We start from the raw sequence: 11,898 nt of genomic DNA, 5'->3' as shown, positions 1-11,898 counted from the left end.
TGTCTGTACCGGCCTCTTCGCGGGCTTGCCCGCTCCCACAGGTACCACACAGGTTTCCAGGCCTGTGCAGCCCCTGTGGGAGCGGGCAAGCCCGCGAAAAAGCCAACACCGGTTTAACGGATGAACACCTGCGGCGTCGTGGTGGACATGTCCCCACCCGGCAACTTGATGTTCTTCACTTTCTCCAGCGTATCCGGGTTGAACACCGCCAGGTCGTTGAAGGTGCCGCCCAGGTACAACTTGTCGCCCTTCGTGTCGAAGGCCACGCAGTAGTAAGTGTGGTCCAGATTCGCCGCCTTGATCAGCTTGCGCTGTTCGAGGTCGTACTTGGCCAGGCGGTTGAGCACGCCGTAGATCTGGTTCGGGTCTTTCGGCGAACGCAGCCCGGTGAAGTACAGCTCGGTCAGGTCGGCAAATTCCTGGGTGTGGGTCTTGCCGGTCTTCAGGTCGACGCTCAGGTAGCCATACAGCAGATCGGCGGTGGCCGGGTCCTGCTTGTCATCCTTGAACCTGGCAATGGTGTACAGCATCGAGAACTCGTGGCGCGGGCTCTGGTGCGGCCAGAAGTACAGCACGTCCGGGGCGCTGTAGCCTTTGCGGTTCCAGTTGCGCAGCGGCAAGGCCACCGTGTACTTGCCGGTCTTCACATCCATCTTGTAGATGTCCGGCCCGGCGACGTACAGGCTGCCATCGTCCGCCGCACGCATCAGGTACACCTGGCGCGGCATCGGGAAGGTGCGCACCGGCTTGGCCTCCAGGCCATCGGCGGTACTGAACACTTCCAGCCGCGGTGGCTTGACCACGTAGTGGTCGTTCAGGCGCTGGGTCGGGTTGACCGTGGCGTACACTTCCTTGCCGTCCGGGCTGATGGCGAACGAGTACATCGACCGGCCCACCTCACCCGGCACACTGGACAGGTTGGCGTGGAAGGTATTCTTGCAGGTGTCCAGATCGATGCCGTAGATGTCGCCGTAGTGGTTGTTGAGCACGTAGGCGGTGCGGTTGTCCGGCGCCATCATCGCGGTGCCGGGGCCGAACTTGTCGGGCATCACGCAGCTCTTGTACACCGTGTCACTGGCCACATCGACCACGTGCAGGTTGTTCGGGTAGTTGGTCACGATCATGTATTCGTGGCCAGCCTTCAGCGCCGGCCCGGTGTCGGCGGCCTGTGCCAGCCCGGCACAGGCCGTGGCGGCGATGGTGAGCGCGAGTGACGCGCAGCGTCCAGCTTTCATGCGGTTTCCCCTTGTCATTCTTGTTGGGCCGGTCACTTGTCTTTCGGGAACACGGTGCCGAGGTTGCGCCAGTCTTCCGCCGAGTTGCTCGCCTGGGCGTTCCAGTCCTGGTAGGTGCTCATCATGTCCGGCACCTGGGCCGGCCACCAGCAAGGGTCGGAGCAGCCATACAGGTCGGCCTCCATCGGCTGGCACAGCGAGCTCACGCCACCAAAGGCGTCCACTTCCCAGCCCGGGTCGGTGGTGGCGGTGCAGCCCGCCACTGCGCTCATGGCCATGACTTCTTCGACGCGGTCTTCGGCGGCGGCCTGCTCGAGGATGCGCGCCTTGTTGTTCAGGGGCTTCAAGTGCTTCATGTCAGTGCGCCTTCCGCGGGGTGATGTAGCGATCGATGAAGGCCGGGTTGGCGGCCATGATGCGGCTGTAGACTTCGATGCCGAAGTCGACCCAGTCGCGCATCAGTTCGCAATAGTGGTAGGTCGGGTGCTGCGGGTCGCCATAGCGGGCATAGCTTTCGTGGTAGCAGCCGCCGGAGCACAGGTTGCGGATGCGGCAGCTGTCGCAGCCGGTGTTGCTGCGGTCCAGGCGCTGCGACAGGAAGTCGTTGAGCTGCGCCTGCTTCACGCCCTGGTGCACATTGCCGAAGGTCGGCAGGCTGGAGCCGGTGAAGCGGTGGCACAGGTTCAGCTCGCCCTCATGGTCCACGGCCAGCATCTTCAGCCCGGCGCCGCACGGCAGGGCCTTCTTGTGGCCTTCGTGGATGTCGGTGATCAGCTGGTGCAGGTTGGAGAAGCCGATGTTGCGGTGCTCCAGCGCAGCCTCCAGGTAGCGCCGGCCCAGCGCCTTCATGTTGGCGAACACCTGCACCAGTTCTTCGCCGGTGAGGTTGAAGTTGGCCATGTCACCGGAGGTGACCGGGGCAAAGCCGACTTCAGCGAAGCCCAGTTCGTTGAACAGGTGGTTCCAGATGGTCTCGACGTCGGTGATGCCACGGGTCAGCGTGACCCGCGCACCCACCGGGCGGCTGTGGTAGCGCGACAGCAGCATGTCGACCTTGCGCCGCACCACGTCATAGGTGCCCTGCCCGCCCACGGTGATACGGTTGCGGTCGTGCACGGTCTTGGGGCCGTCGATGCTGATCGACAGGCCGAAGCGGTGGGCATTGAGCCAGTCGATGATCTCTTCGGTGAGCAAGGTGGCATTGGTGGTCATGATGAACTCCACCTGCTTGCCGGCCTCGGCGAAGCGCCGCTCGCAGTAGGCGACCATGTGCTCGATCAGTGGCCGGTTGGACAGCGGCTCGCCACCGAAGAACACCACGCTGTAGCGCTGCTCGTCGGGCGACTCCTTGAGCAGCATCTCCACCGAAGCCTCGGCGGTGGCGATACTCATCTTCTTGCCCGCGGACGGTTTGTCCAGGTCTTCCTTGTAGCAGTAGGTGCAGCTGAGGTTGCAGCCGGTGTTGACGTTGAGCACCACGGTGTTCAGCGCCGTGCGCTCGACCTGCTTGAGGGCGATTTCCGGGGTCAGCGGCGAGCCGTCGCTGACCAGTTCCAGCGCGATCAGCTCGCGCAGGGTGTCCTGGATATCGCTGCCGGCAAACTGCTGGCCAAGGCGCTGCATCAGCTCCTCGGCCGAGCAGCCTTGCTGGCGCAGGGTGTCGATGATGCCGCCGGTCACCGCGTCAGCGGTGAACAGCGAACTGCTGGGGATATGGAACAGCATGCGGTCGGCGTCGACCTGCACTTCATGCAGGTTGCGTTCGACCAGGTTCAGTAGCGCGCCCATGGCGACCTCCCGATAATCGATCCGTTGGAAAACCGTAAGCCCCTGCCGTTACGGCAGCGGCGGGTTGTTCCAGCGCTGTACGGTGACGATCATGTGCCCTTCGCCAGTCTGGCCACCGTCGGCCAGGGTGGCGATGACCTTCAGGTTGCCGGCGTTGTTGGTCATCATCTTGCGCTCCGGGTTGGGGCCGGCACCGCCTGGCACGAACACGCCATCGGCCTGCATCTTCCCGGCGAACTTGACGTCTTCGTCCTCGACCGCACGCTCGTTGAACGGCTCGACCTTCCAGCTGGCCGGCAGGTAGCCGATGCGCAGCGGCTGGCCATTGGCGTCCTTGCCCCAGGCTTCGGCCTCGAAACGGCCCTGCACCTTGGGCACCGAGGCGCCGTTTTCGCCGATGCGGGCGATGGAGAACGCCGGCACCACTTTCACTTCCTCGACCTTGTCGTACACCGCCAGGTTGACGCCCTTGAGCGCCCCTACGGCGACTTCGCGCTGGCCAGGCTTGGCATCGGCCGCGGCGCGGGCCTTCACCCGTACCAGGGTTGGGGTCTGCTCCAGCACCTCGGTCACTTCCACGCCAGCGCCCAGGTCCGGTTTGCCGGCCAGGCCGCTGCCGACCAAGGTGATCTCGCTTTCGCCACCGGCCTTGATGAATGCCGGTTGTACCGCCAGCAGGCGCGCCTTGCCCTCCTTCACCGCGGTGAAGTCCAGGCCACGCTCGTCGTGCTCGGCCTCGAACATGCGGCCCTTCATTTCGCCATCCAGCGCGGCGAACACCTGGCGCAGGTTGGCGTCGCCGACCTTGACGTTGCCACGCCATTCATAGCCGTTGTAGAGGATCGCCGAACCGCTGCCATTGAACGGCGTGCCGTCGGCATAAGCGCCCTTGACCTCGACCTTGAAGGTATCGCCCTGGTCAGGCGTGACACTCATCACCCCGCGCACATCGCCCTTGGCCAGCATGTGACCGCTGAATGCCCACTGGCCCGGCAGCGCGTTGGCCTTGGGCCTGGCTTTCTGCCATTCGGCCCACGCCGCGCTTTCCAGCGGGTAGCGCTTGGCCAGGTCCGGCACCACTTGCTGCAGGGCGATCGGCAGCCAGTCGCGGTCACGCGCCTGGGCCTGGTATTCGAGGGACGGCCACTGGCCGAGATGGAAGTTGACCAGGTGCTCCCATTCCTTGGCCGGGCGCCGCTGCAAGGCGACACGGGCACCGGAGTGGCAACGGCCACAGGTTTCGCTGAGCTGGGTGTCGAACTGCTCGACGGTATTCAGCCGGCGCTCCATGGCATAACGCACGCCATCGGTTTCGCTGGGCGCCAGGCCCTGCTTGTCGGCCAGGTACTTGACCAGGGTGCGGCGGTCGTCGTCGCTGATCTGCAGGCCATGCATCACCTGCATGCGGGCGATGCTCATCAGCCAGCCTTCCGGCGTCTTGCGCTGGTGGCTGATACGGCTGTAGGTGTCGTTGCCTTCGGGGATATGGCACCCCATGCACTTGTTCTGCAACAGGCTCGGGCCCTGCTCGGCCGCCATGGCCTGGGTGCTCAGCAGCGCGGCGGCGACCAGCGCCAGTTTGCCCGCATGCCGCCGGAGTCGAGTCGTCTTCAAGGTCAGACCTCCACGGTTGTTGTTCTTATCGTTTTCGCACGCTTTGGTACAGCAGGTGTGCATGTGACGGTTGTGATACAGGAACTGTGCCAGGTGATGTAAAAGTGTTTTCTTTCAACCTTTTAGCCAGTTTTCCGGCCTTGGCCAGCAGCAGGCATGGCCAATTGCAGCGTGCCATTTCGCGACAGGGTGTTTCATCCTGAGACAAGGGCCTGCTGCGCAGGCCTTCGCGGGCATGCCCGCTCCTACAGGTATCGCACCGGCTCCAGGCATTGTGCATTCCCTGTGGGAGCGGGCGTGCCCGCGAAGAGGCCGGAACAGCCACTGTTTCACCACCGTCTCACACCGTCTCAATGTGCAACAGCGCAACCCTGCAATCTCAACCTTGCACAAGGACAAAACCCAACCCGCTCAAGGGTTTGCAGCCATCTACCGACCTTGGCACGCCCATTGCGCCTATGCCTGTCACATCCAATGACAAGAGGCACCGTCCCATGCTTTCCGAACTGCCCATCCTGCCCGCCACCCGCGCCTTTCTCGAACGCAAGCTGAAGATGCGCATCGGCGCCGACTGGCAGGACGCCGCCAGCGGTCGCACCCTGTCGTTCCGCAACCCGGCCACTGGCGAGGTACTGGGTGAAGTGCCCGCCGCCGAGGCCGAAGATGTCGACCGCGCGGTGCGCGCCGCGCGCCAGGCCTTCGATGATTCGCCGTGGAGCCGCCTGCGCCCACGCGAACGGCAGAACCTGCTGTGGCGCCTGGCCGACCTGATGGAGCGCGACGCCCGCCAGCTGGCCGAACTGGAATGCCTGAACAACGGCAAGAGCGCCGCCGTTGCCCAGGTGATGGACGTGCAACTGGCCATCGACTTCCTGCGCTACATGGCCGGCTGGGCCACCAAGATCGAGGGTAGCACCGTCGAAGCCTCGATGCCGTTGATGCCCAACGACCAGTTCCATGGTTTCGTGCGGCGCGAGGCAGTGGGCGTGGTCGGCGCCATCGTCGCCTGGAACTTCCCGCTGCTGCTGGCCTGCTGGAAGCTCGGCCCGGCCCTGGCTACCGGTTGCACCGTAGTGCTCAAGCCCGCCGACGAAACACCGCTGAGCGTGCTCAAGCTGGCTGAGCTGGTGGACGAAGCCGGCTACCCGGCTGGCGTGTTCAACGTGGTCACCGGCACCGGCCTGAACGCCGGCGCCGCACTCAGCCGCCACCCCGGCGTGGACAAGCTGACCTTCACCGGCTCCACCGAGGTCGGCAAGCTGATCGGCAAGGCGGCCATGGACAACATGACCCGCGTCACCCTGGAACTCGGCGGCAAGTCGCCGACCATCGTCATGCCCGACGCCAACCTGCAGGAAGCCGCCGCCGGCGCGGCCACGGCGATCTTCTTCAACCAGGGCCAGGTGTGCTGTGCCGGGTCCCGCCTGTACGTGCACCGCAAGCACTTCGACAACGTGGTGGCCGACATCGCCGGCATCGCCAACGGCATGAAGCTGGGCAGCGGCCTGGACCCGGCGGTGCAGATGGGCCCGCTGATCTCGGCCAAGCAGCAGGACCGCGTCACCGGCTACATCGAGCTTGGCCGCGAGCTGGGCGCGACCATCGCCTGCGGTGGCGAAGGCTTCGGGCCGGGCTACTTCGTCAAGCCGACGGTGATCGTCGATGTCGACCAGCGCCACCGCCTGGTGCAGGAAGAGATCTTCGGGCCGGTGCTGGTGGCGATGCCGTTCGATGACATCGACGAAGTGATCGGCATGGCCAACGACAACCCCTATGGCCTGGGTGCGAGCATCTGGTCCAACGACCTGGCCGCCGTGCACCGGATGATCCCGCGCATCAAGTCGGGGTCGGTGTGGGTCAACTGCCACAGCGCCCTCGACCCTGCCTTGCCCTTTGGCGGCTACAAGATGTCCGGCGTCGGCCGTGAGATGGGGGCGGCTGCCATCGAGCACTACACCGAGCTGAAGTCGGTGTTGATCAAGCTCTGATCATTTTCCTGTACCGGCCTCTTCGCGGGCTCGCCCGCTCCCACAGGTATTGCACTCCTTTCACGACCTGAGGAAATCCTGTGGGAGCGGGCAAGCCCGCGAAGAGGCCGGTACAGGCAACCCGAAAACAACAACAAAAACATGGAGCAAACCATGAGGCACAAACTCGCCTGCACATTGGCCCTGCTGTTCGCCGCCCCGGTCACCCAGGCCTACGAGCTGTACAACCACGACGGCACCACCCTCAACGCCGACCTCGAAGCCCTGTTCGGCGCCTTCCACAGCGACGAAAGCTTCAACCTGGCCGGCAACCGCAAGCCCGGCAGCACCGCCTGGCAGGAAGGCTACGTCAAATATGGCCTCAGCGGCAGCCAAGCCCTGGCCGACAGCGGCGCGCTCTACGGCGCCTTCAACCTGCTCAGCTCCGCCACCTGGGGCGACGGCGATGCCGCCGGCCTGACCCTGGGTGACGAGCGCCGCACCGCCATCGAAGACCTGTACCTGGGCTGGCACTCGGCCAACCTGTTCCCGGCCCTGGGCGAAGACGGCGTGGACATTTCCGGCGGCCGCCAGGTGGTGACCCTGGGCGACGGCTTCCTGATCCAGGGCGACCCGGTGAACCTGGGCAAGGTCGACCTGGGCGCCAACTTCGACCGCGGCGGCGCCTACTACCTGGCCGCACGCAAGGCCTTCGACCGCACCGCCGTGCTGCGCCTGGGCGGCAAGCAAGGCTGGCGCAGCGACCTGATGTGGCTGAAGTCTGACAACCACTACCAGGCCGACACCTCGCTGGCGGTGGCCAACCTGGAGCACGTCGCCGAAGCCGGCACCGTCGGCCTGAGCTGGATCCGCGGCCTCGACGTGGACCAGCGCTACGCGCAGATCATGGGCCTGGAACACCGCGACGGCATGGACACCGCCAGCCTGCGCGGGCGTGGCAACCTGGGGGTGAAAGACCTGGAGCTGGCCGCCGAGTACGTGACCCAGGACAAAACCGGCGGGCGGGAGAACGCCTGGTACCTGGAAGGCAACTGGACCTTTTCCGAACTGCCCTGGTCACCCACCGCCACCTACCGCTACAGCCGCTTTTCCGAAGACTTCGACCCGCTGTTCTACGGCCTGAGCCGTGGCTATGGCACCTGGTTCCAGGGTGAGGTGGCAGCCAACTATGCCGGGCCGTTCAACAGCAACAGCCAGGTGCATCACGTGGCGCTGAAGGGCAAACCACGGGACAACCTGACCGTCGGCGCGCTGTACTTCGACTTCGATACGCTGGACACCGACCAGGGCAACCTGGGCGGGCGGGAGCTGGACCTGTATGTGGAATGGATGGTCAACGACCACCTGCTGATCAGCCCGCTGGTAGGGTTCTACAAGCCGGAGCGCAGCGCGGCCAATGGCGGGACGCAGTTGGGCGGGCGGGATACCGGGACCTATATGCAGCTGATCGTCGGGACTTTCTTCTGATTCGAGGGCCCTATCGCCGGCAAGCCAGCTCCCACAGGTACAGTACAAGCCTCCGGCTCTGTGGCAACCTGTGGGAGCTGGCTTGCCGGCGAAAGGGCCGCAAAGCGGCCCCGGCAATCTCAAGCCAAGCCCTGCTCCAACAACCACCGCCGCACCATCATTTGCTGCTCCCCTGGCAGGCCTGACAACACTGCCTCGAGAGGTCGGCCGCTACGCAGCCCCCGCACCACCGGCGCCAGCTCCACCCCCTGCAAATGCCACACCCCCAACGGCTGATCCGCCGTCACCACCACCTCGGCCTCATCCACCAGCCCGTCACGCAACACCGGCCGCCGCTCGACCCTCACCGCGCTCCAGTCCGCCGCCACGTGCAATGCCTGCATGTCCGGCCAACCCTGCCGCCGCGCCCAGAATGGCTGCCCCACCCGACCCTGCTCTTGCCCATAGAAATCCCGCCCGATCCGGGCAAAACGCAAAAACAGCTGTTCGATCCGCTGCTGGTGAAACTGCCGCGCCAACCCGGCCCGCTCGGGCCTGCGCAGCAAGGTATTGATCACCACCGGCGCCTGCAGCGCCGAAGACAGCGACTGGAAGATCCCGTTGCCCGACAGTGGGTCAACGGCCATCGCGGCATCGCCCACGCGTATCCAGTCCTGCCCGACGCACTCACCGGCCAGAATCGCGGTGCTGCTGCGCGCATGCACCTCTGCCGGCGCCAATGCCCTGGCATCGAACAGCTCGGCCACCAGCGCGCTGTCGGCTCGCCGCGCCGCGCAATAATCCGCCAAGCCGGCCTTGCCCGGCAGCCCGGCCGCGTCCAGGGTGACTTGCCAGTAGCAGCGGCCGTCTTCCAGGCGCGCCATCCACGCCCAGCCATCCGCCAGGCTTTCCACTGCCGACGCGGGCGCCCCGGGGGCGGCCTGCCAGACATTCAGCAAGCTGACCGTCTCCGGTCCGCGCAGGCGATCGGCAGCCAGCGGGGCCTGGCGGCCTCGGGCTTCGACCAGGAAATCGGCCTGCAGTACCTGCCCGTCGTCCAGGCGAATGCCATGACCGACTTCGCGAACCACCTCACGCACCCGCCCCTCGACCACGCTCACACCCGCACGCTGAAGGTCGTCGCGCAGCGCCCGGTCAAACCTTTGCCGGTCGAGTAGAAACTCCTGGTTCAGTTGCAGTTGCTGGCCGTTCCAGTGCACTTGCCGAGTCGCCGGCATCGCCGCCTGGCGCAACGCCCCGCCAAGGCCGGCATGGCGCAGCCCGTCCAGCACCCGCTGCGAAACCCCTTCGACCGCGGCGAACCGGCGCCACTCGGACACCACCGTCACCGCATAGCCCTGCCGCCGCAAGCCAATGGCCGTGGCCGCACCCGCAGGGCCTGCCCCCAGCACCACGATGCGCGGTTCAGCCATGGCCGGCACCTCGTCGCTCGGGGCCGGTAAACGCCGCGTGGTGGCGTAACCAGTCATGAACCTGCTGGTGGTCCATGCCCGGCTCATCACGCAGCAACGCAGCGATCCTGCCACTCAGGGCCGCACAGCCCAGGCTCGCGCCCGCCCTGCCGCCCGCGCCCACATAACCGCCGAAGTCCGCCTGCCGGGTACCCAGCCAGGACCACTGGCCCGGTGCACAGCGGGCATCGCCGGTAACCCGGATCACCCCGGGGTAACTGGCCGGGTACACCGGCCCGCCCTGGGCCGGGCTGGAGGCGCACAACAGCACACCCGCGGCCAAAGCCTCGGCGCAGGCCTGGTGCAGCACTGGCCGGTCCTGCTGCAAGCCAAGGCTGAGGTTGACCAGCGTAACCCCCGCCTCCACCAGCCACAGCAGCGCGGCCGCCACCTGCAAGGCACTGGTGCTGGCCTGGGCGCCGAAAACCTGGGCCAGCAGCACGGGCACCGGCCCGGCCTCCCGCTGCAAGCCGGCGAGCACCGCGCTACCGTGCCCAAGCTGGTCGGGCAGCATGTCACCTTCGCGCAACTGGCCGTCCTCCAGCCAGAAGCGGCGCGCGCCCAGCAAGGCGCTGGCCTGCTCCGGCGTGCAACCACTGTCGATCACGCCAACACGCACGTCAGTGCCCATGCTTGATCACCTCCTCGGGCAGCACCTGCAACTGGCCAGCGTGCAGCTGCAGGTGCAGGTCGGCATCGGCCAGGGTCGAAGCACGGTGGCTGATCAGGATGCGCGTGCGGCCGGCGAACAGCTGGTCGATGGCCGCGATCACTTCGCGCTCGGTGGCTTCGTCCACCGCCGAGGTGGCCTCGTCCAGCACCAGGATCGCCGGCGCCTGCAGCACCGCGCGGGCAATGGCAATGCGTTGTTTCTGCCCGCCCGACAACTGCTGGCCACGCTCACCCAGCAGGCCGTCCAGGCCCAGCGGCAGGCTGTCGACCAGGCTGTCCAGCCGCGCCAGGCGCACCACCCGCTCCAGCTCCTCACGGCTGGCCTCGGGCACGCCGTAGGCCAGGTTCTGTGCCAGGGTGCCGCGGAACAGCACGATATCCTGGCTGACCACCGCAATGCGCCGGCGCAGCGCAGCCAGGTCCAGTTCGCGCAGGTCGGTGCCGTCCAGCAGGATGCGCCCGGCGTCCGGGTCGTAGAAGCGCTGCAGCAGGTCGATCAGGGTCGACTTGCCCACCCCCGAGGCACCACTGATGGCTACCTTCAGGCCGCCCGGCACGCACACCTGCACGTTGTTCAGCACCGCGCCCTGGCGCCCTTCATGGGCAAAACTCACCCCCTCGAGGCGCAATTCGCCCGGGCCGTCGGGCACCGGCTGCGGGTTGGCTGCCGGGCGCACGGCCACGGCCTCCTGCTTCAGTTCCATCACCCGCCCCAGGCTCACCGCCATGCGCTGCACCGCCACGTACAGGCCCAGCAGGCTCTGCACCGGCCCTACCGCCATGCCCATGTAGGTGGAAAAGGCGATCAGCGCACCTAGTTGCCAAGTGCCCTGGATTACCCACCAACCGCCGACCAGGAACGCGCAGGCGCGGCACCAGGAGGTCAGCGTGCCAGGGATGGCCTGGGTGAAGAATTCGGTCACCTGCACCTTGAGCAGCTGGCGCATGTAGCCCTGGCCCAGCTGGTCCAGGCGCCCCGCCTCGCGGCCTTGCTGGCCGGCGGCCTGGATGAACTTCATTGCCGGCAGGGTTTCGACCAGGAACGATGACACATCTGCCGAGCGTTCGCGCAGGTTGCGTACTTCGCGCTCCACCTTGCGCCGCATCCAGCGCAGCCACAGCACTTCGATGGGCACCAGCAGCGCCAGCAGCAGCGACAGTTGCCACGACAGCATCAGCATCAACACCACCGCGCCCACCAGGCCGATCACCGCCGACACCGCCGAAAACAGCGAATCCACGGCAAAGCGCTGGATTTCCGCCACATCGCCATCCAGCCGCGAAAGGATGTCGCCGATGCGCCGCCGCCCGTAGAACGTCGGCGACAGCTGCTGCAGGTGGCGGTAAAGGTCGTCGCGCAGGGCAAACAGGATGCGCCCCGACAAGCGCGTGTGCAGGTAGCGGTTGACCCCGGCCAGCACGGTACCCAGCAGGCCCGCGCCGATCATGATCGCGGCCATGTGCCAGAGGGTCTGGTAATCCTTGGCCAGCAGCCCCTCGTCGATCAGCGTCTTGACCAGCCAGGGTTGCGCCAGCGCCAGCAACGAGGCGCCCAGCGACAAACCGAGCAACAGGCCGATGGCACGTCGATGGGGGCGCACGAAACCATACAGCCAGGCCAACGCCTGGCGCATGAGCACAGGGTCGCTGGTCTCCACCAGCCGGGCGAACAGGCCGCCCACG

The 11,898-nt window shown here is 66.3% G+C and carries 9 protein-coding genes; 2 read left to right on the top strand and 7 right to left on the bottom strand.

What is annotated here, in order from left to right; translation table 11 throughout:
- Positions 1 to 113 precede the first annotated feature (113 nt).
- Genes peaD through peaA form a run of 4 tightly spaced genes read right to left on the bottom strand, consistent with a single transcriptional unit; the run spans position 114 to position 4,637 of the window.
- On the bottom strand, positions 114 to 1,235 hold the full coding sequence (gene peaD / locus B2790_RS15080) for a quinohemoprotein amine dehydrogenase subunit beta (RefSeq protein ID WP_286919114.1): 1,122 nt from the start codon (positions 1,233 to 1,235) through the stop codon (positions 114 to 116).
- 32 nt (positions 1,236 to 1,267) lie between these two features.
- On the bottom strand, positions 1,268 to 1,591 hold the full coding sequence (qhpC, locus tag B2790_RS15075; RefSeq protein ID WP_004375838.1) for a quinohemoprotein amine dehydrogenase subunit gamma: 324 nt from the start codon (positions 1,589 to 1,591) through the stop codon (positions 1,268 to 1,270).
- A 1-nt stretch (position 1,592) separates the two neighbouring features.
- Positions 1,593 to 3,023 carry a quinohemoprotein amine dehydrogenase maturation protein gene (peaB, locus tag B2790_RS15070; protein WP_286919113.1) on the bottom strand — a complete coding sequence of 477 codons (1,431 nt, stop codon included), beginning with the start codon at positions 3,021 to 3,023 and terminating at the stop codon, positions 1,593 to 1,595.
- A 48-nt stretch (positions 3,024 to 3,071) separates the two neighbouring features.
- Positions 3,072 to 4,637, bottom strand: a complete 1,566-nt coding sequence (peaA, locus tag B2790_RS15065; RefSeq protein ID WP_286919112.1) for a quinohemoprotein amine dehydrogenase subunit alpha — start codon at positions 4,635 to 4,637, stop codon at positions 3,072 to 3,074.
- 494 nt (positions 4,638 to 5,131) lie between these two features.
- Here peaA and B2790_RS15060 point away from each other — a divergent pair, with 494 nt between their 5' ends.
- Together B2790_RS15060 and B2790_RS15055 are read left to right on the top strand one after the other, a co-directional pair.
- On the top strand, positions 5,132 to 6,625 hold the full coding sequence (locus tag B2790_RS15060; protein WP_046614337.1) for an aldehyde dehydrogenase family protein: 1,494 nt from the start codon (positions 5,132 to 5,134) through the stop codon (positions 6,623 to 6,625).
- 153 nt (positions 6,626 to 6,778) lie between these two features.
- Complete coding sequence (locus tag B2790_RS15055) at positions 6,779 to 8,092, top strand: hypothetical protein (protein WP_286919111.1); 1,314 nt, start codon at positions 6,779 to 6,781, stop codon at positions 8,090 to 8,092.
- A 119-nt stretch (positions 8,093 to 8,211) separates the two neighbouring features.
- Here the strand turns inward: B2790_RS15055 and qhpG are convergent, their stop codons facing one another.
- From qhpG to B2790_RS15040, 3 genes are read right to left on the bottom strand one after another with little or no spacing between them, the layout of a single operon-like run.
- A complete protein-coding gene (gene qhpG / locus B2790_RS15050) occupies positions 8,212 to 9,504 on the bottom strand; it encodes a flavin-dependent monooxygenase QhpG (RefSeq protein ID WP_286919110.1) in 1,293 nt (430 codons plus the stop codon).
- Positions 9,497 to 10,174, bottom strand: a complete 678-nt coding sequence (qhpE, locus tag B2790_RS15045) for a subtilisin-like serine protease QhpE (RefSeq protein WP_286919109.1) — start codon at positions 10,172 to 10,174, stop codon at positions 9,497 to 9,499. The genes qhpG and qhpE overlap by 8 nt, the downstream gene beginning before the upstream one ends.
- Positions 10,164 to 11,897: an ABC transporter ATP-binding protein gene (locus tag B2790_RS15040; RefSeq protein ID WP_286919108.1), complete on the bottom strand. Its 1,734-nt coding sequence runs from the start codon at positions 11,895 to 11,897 to the stop codon at positions 10,164 to 10,166. Before B2790_RS15040 ends, qhpE begins: the two co-directional genes overlap by 11 nt.
- Position 11,898 lies beyond the last annotated feature (1 nt).

The organism is Pseudomonas sp. UBA6753 (assembly GCF_002453565.1).
GTDB lineage: Bacteria > Pseudomonadota > Gammaproteobacteria > Pseudomonadales > Pseudomonadaceae > Aquipseudomonas > Aquipseudomonas putida_Z.
This window is presented reverse-complemented; position numbering and strand designations above follow the sequence as displayed.

What these genes read in the sequence shown, in the direction of transcription:
- peaD (WP_286919114.1), bottom strand. Translation starts at nt 1,235, where the DNA reads ATGAAAGCTGGACGCTGCGCGTCACTCGCGCTCACCATCGCCGCCACG.
- qhpC (WP_004375838.1), bottom strand. Translation starts at nt 1,591, where the DNA reads ATGAAGCACTTGAAGCCCCTGAACAACAAGGCGCGCATCCTCGAGCAG.
- peaB (WP_286919113.1), bottom strand. Translation starts at nt 3,023, where the DNA reads ATGGGCGCGCTACTGAACCTGGTCGAACGCAACCTGCATGAAGTGCAG.
- B2790_RS15060 (WP_046614337.1), top strand. Translation starts at nt 5,132, where the DNA reads ATGCTTTCCGAACTGCCCATCCTGCCCGCCACCCGCGCCTTTCTCGAA.
- B2790_RS15055 (WP_286919111.1), top strand. Translation starts at nt 6,779, where the DNA reads ATGAGGCACAAACTCGCCTGCACATTGGCCCTGCTGTTCGCCGCCCCG.
- qhpG (WP_286919110.1), bottom strand. Translation starts at nt 9,504, where the DNA reads ATGGCTGAACCGCGCATCGTGGTGCTGGGGGCAGGCCCTGCGGGTGCG.
- qhpE (WP_286919109.1), bottom strand. Translation starts at nt 10,174, where the DNA reads ATGGGCACTGACGTGCGTGTTGGCGTGATCGACAGTGGTTGCACGCCG.